Source organism: Thiohalocapsa marina, assembly GCF_008632335.1.
Taxonomy (GTDB): domain Bacteria; phylum Pseudomonadota; class Gammaproteobacteria; order Chromatiales; family Chromatiaceae; genus Thiohalocapsa; species Thiohalocapsa marina.
Map to the genome: position 1 here is coordinate 33,384 of NZ_VWXX01000016.1, position 16,004 is coordinate 49,387.

The 16,004-nt window shown below is 66.8% G+C and carries 15 protein-coding genes and 2 tRNA genes; 14 read left to right on the plus strand and 3 right to left on the minus strand.

Going from position 1 to position 16,004, the window contains the following annotated elements:
* Window positions 1-111 precede the first annotated feature (111 nt).
* Genes F2Q65_RS11300 through tsaB form a run of 6 tightly spaced genes read left to right on the plus strand, consistent with a single transcriptional unit; the run spans window position 112 to window position 7,763 of the window.
* Window positions 112-1,038, plus strand: a complete 927-nt coding sequence (locus F2Q65_RS11300) for an ABC transporter ATP-binding protein (protein WP_150093435.1) — start codon at window positions 112-114, stop codon at window positions 1,036-1,038.
* Window positions 1,035-1,823: an ABC transporter permease gene (locus F2Q65_RS11305; protein ID WP_211354020.1), complete on the plus strand. Its 789-nt coding sequence runs from the start codon at window positions 1,035-1,037 to the stop codon at window positions 1,821-1,823. Before F2Q65_RS11300 ends, F2Q65_RS11305 begins: the two co-directional genes overlap by 4 nt.
* A 25-nt stretch (window positions 1,824-1,848) precedes the next feature.
* Window positions 1,849-4,239, plus strand: a complete 2,391-nt coding sequence (gene mrcB / locus F2Q65_RS11310; RefSeq protein WP_150093437.1) for a penicillin-binding protein 1B — start codon at window positions 1,849-1,851, stop codon at window positions 4,237-4,239.
* A 3-nt stretch (window positions 4,240-4,242) separates the two neighbouring features.
* Window positions 4,243-4,992: a tetratricopeptide repeat protein gene (locus F2Q65_RS20205; RefSeq protein WP_150093439.1), complete on the plus strand. Its 750-nt coding sequence runs from the start codon at window positions 4,243-4,245 to the stop codon at window positions 4,990-4,992.
* A 59-nt stretch (window positions 4,993-5,051) separates the two neighbouring features.
* Entirely contained in the window at window positions 5,052-6,992 is a 1,941-nt protein-coding gene (yoaA, locus tag F2Q65_RS11320; RefSeq protein WP_150093441.1) for a DNA repair helicase YoaA, read from the plus strand.
* Between the two features lie 39 nt (window positions 6,993-7,031).
* Window positions 7,032-7,763 (plus strand): tRNA (adenosine(37)-N6)-threonylcarbamoyltransferase complex dimerization subunit type 1 TsaB, encoded by a 732-nt coding sequence (gene tsaB / locus F2Q65_RS11325; RefSeq protein ID WP_150093443.1) that lies wholly within the window; start codon window positions 7,032-7,034, stop codon window positions 7,761-7,763.
* A 115-nt stretch (window positions 7,764-7,878) separates the two neighbouring features.
* Here the strand turns inward: tsaB and F2Q65_RS11330 are convergent, their stop codons facing one another.
* Window positions 7,879-8,127, minus strand: a complete 249-nt coding sequence (locus F2Q65_RS11330; RefSeq protein WP_150093445.1) for a hypothetical protein — start codon at window positions 8,125-8,127, stop codon at window positions 7,879-7,881.
* Window positions 8,128-8,244: 117 nt separating this feature from the next.
* Here F2Q65_RS11330 and F2Q65_RS11335 point away from each other — a divergent pair, with 117 nt between their 5' ends.
* Window positions 8,245-9,063 (plus strand): ferritin-like domain-containing protein, encoded by an 819-nt coding sequence (locus F2Q65_RS11335; RefSeq protein ID WP_150093447.1) that lies wholly within the window; start codon window positions 8,245-8,247, stop codon window positions 9,061-9,063.
* 48 nt (window positions 9,064-9,111) lie between these two features.
* Here the strand turns inward: F2Q65_RS11335 and F2Q65_RS11340 are convergent, their stop codons facing one another.
* Window positions 9,112-9,852: a UDP-2,3-diacylglucosamine diphosphatase gene (locus F2Q65_RS11340; RefSeq protein WP_211354021.1), complete on the minus strand. Its 741-nt coding sequence runs from the start codon at window positions 9,850-9,852 to the stop codon at window positions 9,112-9,114.
* The gene (locus tag F2Q65_RS11345; RefSeq protein ID WP_150093450.1) at window positions 9,845-10,330 is read right to left on the minus strand and encodes a peptidylprolyl isomerase; all 486 of its coding nucleotides are present in this window, start codon (window positions 10,328-10,330) and stop codon (window positions 9,845-9,847) included. The genes F2Q65_RS11340 and F2Q65_RS11345 overlap by 8 nt, the downstream gene beginning before the upstream one ends.
* 386 nt (window positions 10,331-10,716) lie before the next feature.
* Here F2Q65_RS11345 and cysS point away from each other — a divergent pair, with 386 nt between their 5' ends.
* The 7 genes from cysS to F2Q65_RS11375 all read left to right on the plus strand — a co-directional run bounded on the left by cysS (window position 10,717) and on the right by F2Q65_RS11375 (window position 15,979).
* Entirely contained in the window at window positions 10,717-12,144 is a 1,428-nt protein-coding gene (cysS, locus tag F2Q65_RS11350) for a cysteine--tRNA ligase (RefSeq protein WP_150093514.1), read from the plus strand.
* Between the two features lie 62 nt (window positions 12,145-12,206).
* On the plus strand, window positions 12,207-12,704 hold the full coding sequence (locus F2Q65_RS11355) for a hypothetical protein (RefSeq protein ID WP_150093452.1): 498 nt from the start codon (window positions 12,207-12,209) through the stop codon (window positions 12,702-12,704).
* Window positions 12,705-12,812: 108 nt separating this feature from the next.
* A tRNA-Cys gene (locus tag F2Q65_RS11360) sits at window positions 12,813-12,886 on the plus strand.
* A gap of 131 nt (window positions 12,887-13,017) precedes the next feature.
* Window positions 13,018-13,102: transfer RNA gene (locus F2Q65_RS11365), tRNA-Leu, on the plus strand.
* Window positions 13,103-13,583: 481 nt separating this feature from the next.
* Window positions 13,584-13,760: a hypothetical protein gene (locus F2Q65_RS19465; RefSeq protein ID WP_170265650.1), complete on the plus strand. Its 177-nt coding sequence runs from the start codon at window positions 13,584-13,586 to the stop codon at window positions 13,758-13,760.
* Window positions 13,761-14,073: 313 nt separating this feature from the next.
* Window positions 14,074-14,616 (plus strand): A24 family peptidase, encoded by a 543-nt coding sequence (locus F2Q65_RS11370; RefSeq protein WP_170265652.1) that lies wholly within the window; start codon window positions 14,074-14,076, stop codon window positions 14,614-14,616.
* Window positions 14,617-14,635: 19 nt separating this feature from the next.
* On the plus strand, window positions 14,636-15,979 hold the full coding sequence (locus F2Q65_RS11375; RefSeq protein ID WP_150093456.1) for an ATP-binding protein: 1,344 nt from the start codon (window positions 14,636-14,638) through the stop codon (window positions 15,977-15,979).
* The last annotated feature ends 25 nt before the right edge of the window (window positions 15,980-16,004 follow it).

Consider the following 16,004-nt stretch of genomic DNA (forward strand, 5'->3'; position numbering starts at 1 on the left):
GTCGGTCCAGTCATTCTACGGCTAACGACCACGGCCAACGACCACCGACTCTTGGCCACAATCCGCGAAAACCGATCACTCGTTTGCATCAGGTTCATACGTCAGACTGTCATGTCAGCGCTTGTCGCCCGCCAGCTCCGCAAGACCTATCGCAATGGATTCGAGGCCCTGAAGGGCATCGACCTGACGGTGGAGGAGGGGGATTTCTTTGCCCTGCTCGGTCCCAACGGGGCGGGCAAGTCGACGCTGATCGGCATCCTGACCTCGCTGGTGAACAAGACCGCAGGTCAGGTGCAGGTGTTCGGCCATGATCTCGACCGCGAGCCGGAGCGCGTGAAGGCACTGCTGGGCGTCGTCCCGCAGGAGTTCAACTTCAACATCTTCCTGCCGGTGGAAGAGGTGGTGGTCAACCAGGCCGGCTACTTCGGCATCCCCCGCGCCGAGGCCCGCGCCCGCGCCGAGCACTACCTGCGCAAGCTTGACCTGTGGACACGCCGCAAGAGCGAGATGCGGCTGCTGTCCGGCGGCATGAAGCGGCGCCTGATGATCGCCCGCGCGCTGGTGCACCATCCGCGGCTGCTCATCCTGGACGAGCCCACCGCCGGCGTCGACATCGAGATCCGCCGCAGCATGTGGGACTACCTGCGCGAGCTGAACGCCGACGGCACCACCATCATCCTGACCACGCACTACCTTGAGGAGGCCGAAAGCCTCTGTCGCACCATCGCCATCATCGACCACGGGCGGGTCGAGTCGGTGTCTGACACCGCAACCCTGCTGGCGGCGCTGGACACCGAGACCTTCGTACTCGACCTGAAACGGCCGGCGGACTCGCTGCCCGCGCTGGACGGCTTCGGGCTGCACCGCCTGGATCCCCACACGCTGGAGGTGCAGGTGGGCCGGGATCACAGCATCAATGCGCTATTCGAGGCCCTGTCGCGCCACGGCGTCGAGGTGCTGAGCATGCGCAACAAGCAGAATCGGCTGGAGAAGATGTTTCTGGACATGCTCGACAAACGCCGCGGACGGGCCGCATGAATACCGAGCTGGAACGCTGGCACCGCTACTGGATCACCTTCTTGACCCTGCTGAGCAAGGAGGTCATGCGCTTCTCGCGCATCTGGGTGCAGACCATCCTGCCGTCGGCCATCACCACGGCCTTGTACTTCATCATCTTTGGTCGTCTGATCGGCGAGCGCATCGGCAGCATGGAGGGCCTGGCCTACATCGACTTCATCGTGCCCGGGCTGGTGCTGATGGCGGTGATCACCAATTCCTACAGCAATGTCGTGTCGTCGTTCTACAGCAGCAAGTTCTCGCGCTACGTGGAGGAACTGCTGGTGTCGCCGGCGCCCAACTGGGTCATCCTGGCCGGCTATGTCGCCGGCGGCGTCGCCCGCGGGCTCACCGTGGGTCTGGTGGTGATGCTGGTGGCAATGCTGTTCACCGACCTCACCGTGCACAGTTGGCCTGTCACGCTGTTGGTGTTGGTGCTCACGTCGGTGTTGTTCGCGCTGGGCGGATTCATCAATGCCGTCTACGCCAACAGTTTCGACGACATCTCCATCGTGCCCACCTTCGTCCTGACACCGCTCACCTATCTCGGCGGGGTGTTCTACTCCATCGAACTCCTGCCGCCGCTCTGGCAGAACCTTTCCCTGGCAAACCCGGTCCTATACATGGTCAATGCCTTTCGCGACGGGCTGCTTGGTGTGAGCGACATCCCCGTGGCCGTAGCCTTCGGCATCATCCTCGTCTTCATCCTGGCGCTGGCAACCTACAGCCTGTGGCTGCTGGAGCGGGGCGTGGGCATCAAGAGCTGAACGCGCGCCGGTCGCACACGCATACATGGCAACACCTTCCAGAAAACCTGCCCGCCGCGGGCGTCAACCCCGTCGCCGCAGGCGGGGCCTGAGACTGTTCGGCCTGCTGTTCCGGCTGGGTCTGCTAGTGGCAGTCGCCGTGGGCCTGGGGGCAGTGCTGTACGGCATCCATCTCGACGAACTGGTATACACCAAGTTCGAGGGCAAGCGCTGGGCCCTGCCGGCCCGGGTCTACGGTCGGCCACTGGAACTCTATGTTGGCCGTCCGTTGAGCGTGCAGCAGCTCACCGGCGAACTCCAGCGCCTGGGCTATCGCGACGAGTCCGGCGCCGGCTCGGTGGGCACCTGGCATGTTGATGGCGCGCAGGTGCTGGTGCACAACCGCGCATTTCGCTTCTGGGACGGCGTCGAACCCCAGCGGCGGCTTCGCATCGGCCTGTCCGATGGCGTCATCCTGGACCTGACCGATGCCGACAGTGGCGCCCCCATCGCGCTGGCGCGGCTGGATCCGGCGCTGATCGCCAGCATCTATCCCACCCACAACGAGGACCGCGTGCTGCTGCGGCGCGAGCAGTTGCCGCCGCTGCTGATCAAGACCCTGCTGGCGGTGGAAGACCGCAAGTTCTACCAGCATCTGGGCATCGACCCCAAGGGCATCCTGCGCGCCGCCATCGAGAACCTGAGCGCCGGGCGCACCGTGCAGGGCGCCAGCACCTTGACGCAGCAGCTGGTGAAGAACTTCTATCTGACCCAGGAGCGCACGCTGGAGCGCAAGCTCAACGAGGCCTACATGGCGGTGCTGCTCGAGCGGCGCTACTCCAAGGACGAGATCCTCACTGCCTACGCCAACGAGGTCTACCTGGGCCAGGACGGCAGCCGGGCCATCCATGGGTTTGGCCTGGCCAGCCAGTTCTACTTCAACCGCAACCTCAACGAACTGGACGTGCCCCAGACGGCCCTGCTGGTTGGCATCCTGAAGGGGCCGTCGGAATACAACCCGCGGCGCCGACCCGAGAAGGTGCTGGAGCGGCGCAATCTGGTCATCGACCTGATGGCCTATCACCAGATCATCAGCCGGGACGAGGCCGAGCAGGCCAAGCAGGCGCCGCTGGGGTTGCGCGAGGGTGGTGCGCGGCCCAGCGGCGACTATCCGGCGTTCATCCAGCTGGTGCGGCGGCAGTTGCAGCGGGACTATCGCGAGGAGGACCTGCGCTCAGAGGGCCTGCGCATCTTCACCACCCTGGACCCCCTGACCCAGTCCCAGGTGGAGGGGGCGGTGCGCGAACGCCTGCCGCAGCTCGACGAGCAGCGCAAGTTCCCCCCCGGCACGCTGGAGACGGCGGTGGTAGTGACCTCGGTGGCCCAGGGCGAGGTGCTGGCCCTGGTGGGCGCCCGCGACACTGACTATGCCGGCTTCAACCGCGCGCTGGATGCCGTGCGCCCCATCGGTTCGCTGATCAAGCCGGTGGTCTACCTCAGCGCGCTGGAGCGCCCGGAGCAGTACTCCCTGGTCACCTCCATTCCGGATACGCCGGTGTCCCTGCGGGCCGGCGCCGACTGGTGGGAGCCGCAGAACTACGATCGCAAGGTGCATGGCAACGTGCCGCTGTACCGCGCCCTGGCAAAGTCCTACAACCTGGCCACGGTGAACCTGGGGCTGGACCTCGGCGTGAACGAGGTGGCCGACACCCTGAACCGCCTGGGCGCCATGCGCCGCATCGACCGCGTGCCGGCGATGCTGCTCGGCTCGGTGTCGCTGTCTCCGGTGGAGGTGGCCCAGGTCTACCAGACCATCGCCGCCGGCGGCTTCCGCGCGCCCTTGCGCACCATTCGCGAGGTGCTCGACGCCTCCGGCCGGCCGCTGAACCGCTACCCGCTGGCGGTGGAGCCGGTGGTCGGTGCCGATGCCGCGTTCCTGACGCAGTGGGCCATGCGCAAGGTGGTGGAGCAGGGCACTGCCACCTGGCTCGGCAGCCGGCTGCCGGGCGGACTGGTGGTGGCGGGCAAGACCGGCACCACCAATGAATTGCGCGACAGCTGGTTTGCCGGCTTCAGCGGCGACCGGGTGGTGGTTGCCTGGGTGGGGCGCGATGACAACAAGCCCACGCGGCTCACCGGCTCCTCCGGTGCGCTGCGGCTCTGGGGCGACATCATGGCCACCATCGAGGCCCAGTCACTGGACCTGACCCCGCCGGGCGACATCGTCGTGGCCGACGCCTGCGGCAGCACGGGCATCCCGTTCAGCCGCGATCATGTGGGGGTCTGTGGTGCCGGTGCCGAAGAAGACATGCTGGAGGCCGAAGAGCCCCCGGCGGTGGCCGCGGAGCCGGACGAACCCGCCCCGCGGCCGGCCTGGCGGTCAGGTGGGTCCGGTGGCGCCAGCAACCCCTTCCTGAGTGATTTTTACGGAAACTGAGCCATGCATACACGCTTACTCCTGGCCACGACCGTCGCTGCACTGCTGCTGGGCGCCTGTTCCGTGCCGCAGCGCGACGGCCCCCCGGCGCCCATTGTCGATGCCAGCCAGGCACCGGTCAGCGAGTCGCCGGCGGAACAGCCCGCGGCGCCGGAACCGACGCAGGTCTATGCCTACACGCCGCCGGAATCCATTCCGGACACCCAGCCTGACATGGCCGATGCCGGTGATGCGCCGAGCACCACGGTACAGGGTGCTGCAACCGCGGCGGGGTCGGCCGCGGCCACCACCACGGCGCGAACCAATGCCGCCGCCGAGCCGCGGACAGTGATGCCCGCGCCCACATCGGAGCCGGCGCCGCCTGCTGCGGTCGCGCCGCCGGCACCTGAAGTGGCCCGCGCCACGCCGGCACCGGGCCTGACGCCACCGGATCTGCCGCCAGCGGTGGACTCCCTGGCCAGACGGGCGGAGCAGCAGCGCCAGACCGGCGACTTCTCCGGTGCCGCGGCCACCCTGGAGCGGGCCTTGCGCATCCAGCCCAAGGACGCCTATCTGTGGAACCGGCTCGCCCGGGTGCGGCTGGAGCAGGGGCTGGGTTCCCAGGCCGGCAACTTCGCTGCGCGCTCCAATGCCCTGGCCGGCGACCAGGCCCAGCTCAAGCAGAACAACTGGGACATCATCGCCACCGTGCGCCGCCAGAGCGGCGACATCAATGGTGCCGTCGAGGCCGAACGCATGGCCCGGGGCGGCTGACGGCAGCCGCTCAGGCAACCAGCAGCCTGGCAACCAGGCAGGCGAGCCGTTTCAACCCGATGACGCAAACTTCGGCCGGTGTGGTGGATGACATCCTCGGCGAGCATGGCGTGCTCGCCGGCCGCGTCCAGGGCTTCGTGCGGCGGCCGCAACAACAGGCCATGGCCGAGGTGGTGTTCGACGCCATCGACAGCGGCGAACTGCTGATCTGCGAGGCGGGCACCGGCACTGGCAAGACCTTTGCCTACCTGGTGCCGGCCCTGGCCAGCGGCCGCAAGGTGCTGGTCTCCACCGGCACCCGCAATCTGCAGGATCAGCTGTTCCACCGCGACATCCCGCTGATCCGCTCTGCGCTGAGCCAGCCCATCCGGATCGCGTTGCTGAAGGGGCGCGGCAACTACCTCTGCCGTTACCGTCTGGACCTGGCCCTGGCCAGGCCGGACAAGCTGTCGCCCCAGGCACGGCAGCAACTGGGCGCCGTGCACGCCTGGGCTGCGGACACACGCGACGGCGACATCGCCGAGCTGGCGTTGCCGGAGGCAGCGCCGGTCTGGCCGGCGGTGACCTCCACCACCGACAACTGCCTCGGCCAGGAATGCCCGTCACTGCACAAATGCCACCTGCTGGATGCCCGGCGGCGCGCCCAGGAGGCAGACCTGGTGGTGATCAACCACCACCTGCTGTGCGCGGACATGGCCCTGCGCGACGAGGGCTTCGGTGAGGTGCTGCCGGGCACCGATTGCGTCATCGTCGACGAGGCGCACCAGTTGCCCGAAGTGGCCGCGGCCTTTTTCGGCGCCACCGTGAGCAGCCGGCAACTGCTCGAACTGGTGCGCGACACCAGCGAGGAGGCCGCCCGGGATGCCGGCGACGTGCCGGAGATCCCGCTGGTGCTGGAGCGTCTGCGCCATGCCATCGGCCAGTTGCGCGAGGCGCTGGGCGGCCCTGATCGGCGGGCGCCCTGGCAGGATGTGGAACGCAGCCCCGACATCCAGGCCGCCCTGGAGGATCTGGGCACGGTGGTGGCGGGGCTGGCGCAGGTGCTGGAGGCCATCGCCGAGCGGGCCAAGGGTCTGGACCGGTGCCTGCTGCGGGCCAAGGCCCTGGCGACCCGGCTGGCCGTGTTCGACGATGCCGACGACGAGACCCGAGTCCGCTGGCTCGAGGTGCGCGGTCAGGGCTTTCGGCTCAACCAGACGCCGCTGGATGTGGCCGAGCTGTTTCGCGGTTATCGCGAGCGCCATCCCTGTGCCTGGGTGTTCACCTCCGCTACCCTGGCTGTGGCCGGCTCGTTCGAGCATTTTGCCCGCCAGATCGGCGCCGAAGAGCCGCGCACGGCGCTGTGGGACAGTCCGTTCGACTATCCGCACCAGGCGCTGCTGTTCGCGCCCACCGGTCTGCCGGATCCGGCGGACCCCGGCTACAGCGGCGCCGTGGCGGATCTGGCCCTGGACATCATCGATGCCAGCCGCGGGCGCGCCTTCCTGCTGTTCACCAGCCACCGGGCCCTGCGCGAGGTGGCGACACGGCTGCAGCACCGCATCCCGTATCCGCTGCTGGTGCAGGGCACGGCGCCGCGGGCGGAACTGGTCGAGCGCTTCCGCACCACGGGGAACGCGGTGCTGCTGGGCACCTCCAGTTTCTGGGAAGGGGTGGACGTGCGCGGCGAGGCGCTGTCATGCGTCGTCATCGATCGCCTGCCGTTTGCCTCGCCGGGAGACCCGATCCTGCAGGCGCGGCTGGATGCCCTGCGCCGGGGCGGAGGCAGCCCGTTTCGCGACCACCAGCTGCCGCAGGCCGTGATCGCCCTGAAACAGGGTGCCGGCCGACTCATTCGCGATGCAGCAGACCGCGGTGTGCTGGTGGTCTGCGATCCGCGACTGTACAGCCGCGGCTACGGCAAGGTGTTCCTCGACAGCCTGCCGCCCATGGCCCGATCCCGCGCGCTAGACGATGTGCGCGCCTTCTTTGGCGCGGCGCCGGATGATGATGATCGCTGATACCGCGACCCGGTCCAATCACTGACTCGATTCACGCCCATGAGACTGCTTGCCATCGATACCTCCGGTTCCGCCTGCTCCGCCGCCTTGTCCATCGACGGTGTCATCAGCCAGCGCCTGGAGCATGCACCGCGCCGTCACGGCGAACTGATCCTGTCGATGATGGACGACCTGCTGCGCGCGCAGGGGCTGGCCGTGACCGACCTGGATGCCTTGGCCTTCGCTCATGGCCCCGGCTCGTTCACCGGCCTGCGCATTGCCGCGGCCGTCGCCCAGGGCACGGCATTCGCCGCGGAACTGCCGGTCATCGGCATCTCCACGCTGGCGACCCTGGCCCAGGGCTGCCGGCGCGAGCGGGGTGCGTCGCGGGTGCTGAGCGCCTTCGATGCCCGCATGGGCGAGGTCTACTGGGGGATCTATGTGGCCGACGACCAGGGCCTGATGCGGCCCATGGTGGACGACAGCGTCTGCGCCCCCGAAGCGGTTCCGCTGGCGCCGATGTCCGGTGAGACGCCCTGGTTCGCCGCCGGCGATGGCTGGCGGGCGCATGCCGATGTGCTGCAGCGGCGTGTCGGGCCCTTGCTCGATCAGGGCCTCGATCTGGCGGATGCTGATCGGGTCTGCGAGTCGCAGGACATTCTGCCCCTGGCGGAGGACGCCTTTCGCCGTGGCCAGGTCGTGAGCGCCTACGCGGCCCTGCCGGTGTACCTGCGCAATCGGGTGGCCTCGGTGCCGCCGCGATCAGAACCGCCCGGCCCGCCGCTGCGCTGACGGCCGGCAATCGGAAAGTCAATACCGCAAAGGCGCAGAGTACGCAGAGAATTCGCAAAGACTTGCGTAGACGCGCCGGTCTGCCGCTGAGTCTTTGCGGTGGATGGAGTCTGCGTCAGCGAGACGACAGTCCGCGCTCGAAGCGTTGCCGATGCTGGCAGTGGCGCCGCAGGCAACTGATGACGTAGTGCAGCAGCGTGGCGCCGATGGCGAGGAAGGCCGCCACTGCCGTTGCCAGGCGCAGCAGCGGCTCCAGGTCGGACAGCCCGAGGATCAGCCAGGTGATGAAGCCGACGATACCCGCAATCAGGGTCACCATCACGAAGGGCAATGGCGATGTGTCGCATCCGGGGCACAGCTTCATTGTCGGGTCCTCCTGGCTTTGACAGTGGGGTGTGGTTTTTGATTAGTTATTGGTGGAGTACTGAACAAGCATACCCCATCGCGGGGGCGCGTCGACAGCAAAAAACAGCGAGGCCGGATGGCAACACAATCCTTGTTCGAGGCCGTGGCCCAGTGTCTGGCGGTGTGCGAACCGTCGGCCAAGGTGCGCTGCACGCACGACATCGCCGAGCAGTTCCGAAACGGCCAGCTGTCGCTGGTCGGGGCCCGGCCGCCCGCCCCGGACACCCCCGGGCGTCCGGGCCGGCCGCGCCTGGTCCCGCCCAGGCAACTGCCCAAGCGTGGCCTGAAGGATGCTGAGGGACGCGCGGCCCTGGTGCATGCCGTGGCCCATATCGAATTCAACGCCATCAATCTGGCGCTGGACGCCGTGCTGCGCTTCCCGGACATGCCGCCGGACTTCGCCGCCGACTGGCTGCGGGTGGCGGATGAGGAGGCATATCACTTCCGGCTGATGCGCGAGCGTCTGGGCGCGCTGGGCCACGACTACGGCGACTTTCCCGCCCACGACGGCCTTTGGCAGATGGCGCGGCAGACCGCCGCCGACCCGTTGCGGCGCATGGCGCTGGTGCCGCGTGTGCTGGAGGCGCGCGGGCTGGACGTGACCCCCGGCATGATCGAGCGCCTGCGTGCCGTCGGCGATGACGACACCGCCGACCGCCTGGCGATCATCCTGCGCGAGGAGGTGGGCCATGTGGCCATCGGCAGCCGCTGGTTCCGCTGGCTCTGCGCCGAACGGGGCCTGGCGCCCCGGGATACCTATCTGGGGCTGATCCGCGAGCACTTCCGCGGCGCCGTCCGCTGCCCGCTGAACCTGCCGGACCGCCGTCGCGCTGGCTTCGATCAGGCCGAGCTCGACGGGTTGATGGCCATGTGTTCGGGAAGGCTTGAAGGCTGAAGTTGGTAGGGTGAAGTTCAAAAGGGACGGGGCGTTGACCGGCAGGGGTCAGGGCAGGGTCTCTCGCCACCATCGGCCGTCGGCCTGGGCCAGCAGCTCGCCCTGCTGGTCGTTCCAGTCGGCCAGCACATGACGCGTCGCTTCGGCGCCGTCCAGCCCGAACACATGCTCCGCCGGACGGTGCGTGTGGCCATGCACCAGGCGGTGCACGCCGGCGCGGCGCATGCGGCGGACCACCTCGGCCTGGTCGGTGTCCATGATCCTGGCGTCCTTGGCGGCCATGGCCTCGCCGCTACGGCGGCGATAGTCCGCGGCCACCTGCCGGCGCTTTGCCAGCGATTGCCACAGGAACAGCCGCTGCACCAGCGGATTGCGCACCCGGCGCCGAAAGCGCAGGTAGGCCTGGTCGCCGGTGCACAACAGGTCGCCGTGCATCAGCAGCACGGGTTCGCCGTCCAGCAGGATCCGCGTCGGGTCGCGCAGGAGGGTGCAGCCGCTGGCGCGGGCGAAGCGCCGGCCGAGCAGGAAGTCCCGGTTGCCGTGCATCAGCCCGCAGCGGGTGCCGCTGTCGGTCAGGCCGCGCAAGGCGCGGATGACGGCGCGGTGCATCGGGGTGTCGTCATCGTCGCCGACCCAGGCGTCGAACAGGTCGCCCAGGATGTACAACTGCGACGCCTGACGCGCGCGTCCCTGCAACAGACCGACAAAGCGCTGTACGATCGCCGGCCGCTCCGCCGCCAGGTGCAGGTCGGAGACGAACAGCGCGCCGGTGCGGGTTGGCTCAGACAATCTCCGCCTTCTCGATCACCACGTCCTCCGCCGGCACGTCCTGGTGGCCATGGCGGCTGCCGGTCTTGACCTCCTTGATGGCATTCACAACGTCCATGCCGTCCACCACCTTGCCGAACACGCAGTAGCCCCAGCCGTCCTGACCCGGGTAGTCCAGGAAGCTGTTGTCTGAGACGTTGATGAAGAACTGCGACGAGGCGGAGTGCGGATCCATGGTGCGGGCCATGGCGATGGAGCCGACCACGTTCTTCAGCCCGTTCTTGGCCTCGTTCTCGATGGGCGCGCGGGTGGCCTTCTGCGTGAACTTGCTGTCCATGCCGCCGCCCTGGATCATGAAGCCGTTGATCACGCGGTGGAACAGAGTGCCGTCGTAGTGGCCGTCGCGCACATACTGCTCGAAGTTGGCCGCCGTTACCGGCGCCTTGTCGTGATCCAGCTCGATGGTGATGTCGCCGTGGTTGGTGGTCAGTTTGATCATTGAAAGTGCTCCTGGATGAGGGGTTGCTCAGCGTCTGTTGGTGGACTGTTGCCAGGCCGTTGTTGCAAGGCCGCGTCGAGGGCCGATCAGGTCGGACCTGGGAAGAGGCTGATCTATTGGCCACCTGACCAAAAAACAGCCTCCCCAGATGCTGGGCACGGAAGGCCATGGATGCGGTCGCCGCACAGGCCCGGCTTGGTGGCGGGATTGTAACAAGCCTTCTCCGAGCGCTGGCCTTGGAATTTTCTCTGTCCCGCACCGCCGCGGCCACTGGCCTGGTCGCCTGCTTCGTCATCGGGGCCGGCGGTATCGCGTTCAACGGTTCAGGCCCCTCTGTTACCATGCAGCCTTCGAACGCCGTCAACCCACAGCGCAGTCCCGCCGCCATGCTCGAGATCTACAACAGCCTCACCCGCCGCAAGGCCCCCTTCACCCCCATCGAGCCCGGCAAGGTGCGCATGTACGTCTGCGGCATGACCGTCTACGACCTCTGCCACCTCGGCCACGCCCGGGTGTTGGTGGTGTTCGACATCGTCTATCGATATCTGCGGCGCGCCGGCTACGACGTCACCTATATCCGCAACATCACCGACATCGACGATAAGATCATCCGCCGCGCCAACGACAACGGCGAACCCATCGACGTCCTGACCGAGCGCTTCATCGCCGCCATGCACGAGGACGCCGCGGCGCTGGGCATCCTGCCGCCCGACGACGAGCCCCGCGCCACTGCCCACATGGCCGAGATCCTGGCCATGATCCAGCGACTCATCGACAACGGCCACGCCTATGTTGCCGACAACGGGGATGTCTATTACGCGGTGGCCAGCTTTCCGGGCTATGGCAAGCTCTCTGGCAAGGACCCGCAGGACCTGCGGGCCGGCGCCCGGGTCGAGGTGGGCGAGGCCAAGCGCGATCCGCTGGACTTCGCCCTCTGGAAGGCCGTCAAGCCCGGCGAGCCCGCCTGGGACTCGCCCTGGGGGGCCGGGCGCCCGGGCTGGCACATCGAATGCTCCGCCATGTCTACCTGCTGCCTCGGCAATCACTTCGACATCCACGGCGGCGGCGCCGACCTGCAGTTTCCGCACCATGAGAACGAGATCGCCCAGTCCGAAGGCGCCACGGGCGAGCCCTTCGTCAACGTCTGGATGCACAACGGCTTCGTCCGCGTCAACGAAGAAAAGATGTCCAAGTCCCTGGGCAACTTCTTCACCGTCCGCGAGATCCTCGCCCGCTATCAGCCCGAAGAGGTGCGCTACTTCATCCTCACCAGCCACTATCGCAGCCCGCTGAACTACGACGACGAGCACCTGGACAACGCCCGCGCCGCGCTCACCCGGCTCTATACCGCCCTGCGCGGCCTGCCGTCCGCCGCGAACAGCGAACGGTCGGCCGTTGCGGACACGGGCTCGCCGCCCGGTGCCGAAGACTTTCGCCGCCGTTTCGACGCCGCCATGGACGACGACTTCAACACCCCCGAGGCCCTGGCGGTGCTGTTCGACCTGGCCCGCGAGATCAACCGTCTGCGCACCGACGACATCGCCGCCGCCGCTGCCCTGGGTGGGGAGCTGCGCACCCTCGGCGACGTGCTCGGCCTGCTCGGCCAGGATCCGGACGCCTACCTGCGCGCCGGCGCCGGCGACGCCGCCGCCCAAGGCCCCACCGATGCCGAGATCGAGGCTTTGATCCAGCGTCGCGCCGACGCCCGCAAGGCCCGTGACTTCGCCGAGGCCGACCGCATCCGCGACCAGCTCCAGGATGCCGGTGTCGTGCTCGAAGACGGCGCCGGCACCACCACCTGGCGGCGCGGCTGAGTAGACGCCAAGCTCGGCAACTGCACAATCAGATCGCGCCACCGGCGCGCGGAGACAGGCCCATGGCGCTCACACAGCAAGACATCGAATTCATCAAGGGGCACATGGCGGAATGGCTGGCCGAGCAGAGTCTGGGCAAGCCGCCAGCGGTCTATGAGATCGAGTTGCGCGAGCGCATGGTGCGGGTGGAGGAAGAACTCAAGCACCAGCGCGAGCTGATGCGCCAGGGCTTCGCCATGATGGAGCGGCGCTTCGAGCAGGTCGACAAGCGTTTCGAGCAGATGGACAAGCGCCACGAAGAACTGCGCCAAGACATGATGGCCCGCTTTGCGCAGGTCGACAAGCGGTTCGAGCAGGTCGACAAGCGGTTCGAGCAGATCGACAAGCGGTTCGAGCAGGTCGACAAGCGGTTCGAACAGGTCGACAAGCGGTTCGAACAGGTTGATCAGCGCTTCGAGGCCCTCACGCGGCGGATCGATCGCTTCATGATCTGGTCCTTCGGCACGACTGTCGCCGTTGGCGGCATCGTGGTCAGCCTGATCAAGTTCTGGACGCCGTGATGGCGATTAATCAGTTTCCAGACGGTCCGCGATGGGCTGAGCCAGCTTGGACCCTCAGACAATTGGGGGATGACAAGCCGACCTTGAGGCCCTATACTGCAGGGCTTCGGCTGAGTGGCAGAGTGGTTATGCAGCGGCCTGCAAAGCCGTGGACGCCGGTTCGATTCCGACCTCAGCCTCCATCTTTCCCCCCCCCCTCACTGCCGCCCCGGCAGCCGTCCCGAGTCGCTGTCAGGGCAGCGATGCCAAGCGCTCGGCGCTGGTACTACCCAGGTGTCCGCGGCGACACCCCTTCGCCATGCATTCGTCGCCCGCCCGGGTGGTGAAATTGGTAGACACAAGGGACTTAAAATCCCTCGGCTTCGGCCATGCCGGTTCGAGTCCGGCCCCGGGCACCATTCCAACTGGACGGATGCTGCCGTCATCGGTCTCCGTTCGGTGGCCGGAATCGTCACGCCCTGCGGGCCCCCCGCCTCGCGCCGAGTTCGAAAACGCCTATAACCTTTGGCCAGCAGTGAAGGCCGTGGATTGATCAATGGCAGGAAAAGCCGGGCAAAAAGTGTTCGGACTTCTTCGCGAGGGCATACAAACTGCTGAGCGAGTGCTAGACTTCATGGCAGACGGATCTCGGGGTTGCGACCTTATCGGCTCGCCAGGCGCGCCAGGAGTCCACGACCGGAGCAGTGATTGCCGTGACGCATGGTGTGTCCTTCGGAGATGGTCGCTGCGCATCGCAATCGTATATACCCAAGGACGGAGCGCTAGCAGGGTTCGCAGCAGCGCATCCTGAGGTACTTTGGGTGGCTTAGGGCGGCGGGTTGTCGATAAAGACAGCGCGCACCTTGCAGCCTCTGGTTGGTCTGATCTGAGGTAACAGAGATGAAACAGTTCCTGAAAAAGCTTTGGAAGAACGAGGAAGGTGCCGAGGTCGTCGAGTGGGTCGTGGTCGTCGCGCTGGTGGTGGTTGGTGCCATCGCCGCCTTCTCGCTGCTTGGTAACAGCGTCGAAACTGCCGCCTCGTCGCTCGCGACCACGATTAGTGGCGCGCTTGGTTAGTGGCGAGCTTAGTTTAATAGGACCTTCAGCGCTTGCCGTCTCCGGAGTACGGGGGCGGAAGCGTTGAAGAAACAGGTGTTTGTATGGCGAAGCCATCGGTGAGGCCTTGCATATGAGAGTCGTCGCCTGGTTTCGTTTCTTCGGTTCGGGGCGCTGCCGGCCGGCTAATAGGTGGTGATGCAATGACCTGCCTGTGTGACATCTGCTCCGTATAGTGTATTGGGTGGCAGTGGCCATCAACCCTTGCGACTTTGTGTCTCCTGTCACTGATGCGGTGTTCAACCGCGTGCAACCCGCGCCCTTGGCGCTAATCTTGGCGATCGCCCTGGCGATCGTAGCGGCCGCAAAGGACGTCGTCACGCGGCGCGTTCCAAACAAGATTGTCCTTGCCGGTAGCCTGGGTGGCGTACTGCTTGCCGTTCTGCAGAGTGGGGTGGATGGGCTGGCAATCTGGTTTGCCGGTACCGCCGTCGGCTCGACTCTGCTTCTACCAGGTTTTCTCTTGCGCATGACGGGCGGCGGAGATCTCAAGCTGGTTGCCGTCCTCGGGGGCTTGCTCGGTCCTCGGCTGATCCTCCACGCGGTGATGGTCTACTATCTGGTCGGGGCCGTCTGGGCGGTGGCCTATTCCCTGCACGGCTCGATAGTAAACGGGCGGCCGCTGCCCTTCTTGCGTCTTTGGCGTCGGCGGGCTGGTTGTTCCACGGGGGCGGCGGCAGGCACCGACCGGTGCGCGACCGATCAGTACGCGGATCTAGATGACGGACACCGTACCCCCAACGCGGAACCTGTGCCGATGGCACCCGCCATCGCGTTCGGCGTCTGCGCGGCGATCTGGCTGGCACATCACTCCTGACCCGTGCTGAGGAGGACGTATGTCGATAGCTGAAGGCAGGGTCGACCTGCAACGCCTGGCGGAACTGGCGCCGAGGCCGGCCACGCTGGCCGAGACCGGTCTTGGCGAACTCTTTGCCTCGGATCTGCTGTCCAAGCATCTGGCCACCTCCGGTGTGCTCGACCAACTGGATCTGGCCGGCCGCCTGGGTCTGCCCGGCAATATCGTCGAGGAGGTCATCAGCTTCCTGCGCGCCGAGGGCCGCGTGCAGCTGCACACCCAGCGCGATGATTCTCGCCTGCTGCGTTATGGCCTGACCGAGCGCGGACGTCTTCTGGCCATGCAGGCGCTTGAGCGGGACGGCTACCTCGGTCCCGCGCCGGTCACCATTGCCGATTACCGGCGCGTGGTTGCGGCCCAGTCCGCCGGCACGCGACCGGTGACCCGCCAGGAGGTGCACGCCTCCTTTACGGATGTCGTCATCGCGCCGGAACTGCTGGACCGCCTGGGCCCGGCCATGCGCGCGGGCCGCTCCGTGTTCATCCACGGCCATCCCGGAACCGGCAAGACCTATGTGTCCAGACGCATGAGCCGCTTGCTCGGCGATCCGGTGCTGCTGCCCCAGGCAGTGCTGGTCAATGACAGTGTCATCAATTACTACGACGCCGGCAGCCACAAGGCGGTCGATCTCGGGCCGCAGACCGCCGACGTTCGTCTGCAGGCGGGGTTCGATGGCCGCTACAGGCTGTGTGAGCGCCCGGCCGTGACGGTTGGCGGCGAGCTGACGCTCGACATGCTCGAACTGCAGTATGACGTCGCCACGAGGCAGTACACCGCCCCCCTGCAGATGCGCGCCAACACGGGGCTATTCCTGATCGACGATCTGGGCCGTCAGCGGGTCAGCGTTCAGGCGCTGCTCAATCGCTGGATCGTGCCGCTGGAGGAGCAGCGGGATCAGCTGTGGCTGAAGACCGGGGCGCATTTCTACATCCCCTTCGACATGGTGCTGATCTTCTCCACCAATCTGCCCCCCCACTCGCTGGCGGATGAGGCTTTTCTGCGCCGCATCGGCTACAAGGTCACCTTTGAGCCAGCCACCCGTGAGGAATACATCACCATCTGGGAGCAGGCGTGTGCGGCGCGCCAGATTCCACGCGCGCGCGCGCTGGTCGACTACCTGCTCGGCACGCACTACGAGGCCACCGGAAGGCCCCTGCTGCAATGCCATCCGCGCGATTTGCTGGGTCTGGCGGAAGACTATGCACGCTACATGAACTACGTGGTCGATGAAAGGGTGCTAGACTGGGCGTGGAACAACTATTTTGTTGACAGTGGCGCTGGAGCCGAGGGGGGCGGAGCCGTTCGGGGCACGGCGTCGCATTAGCGCAAGGCGAGACATCGACAAGGGG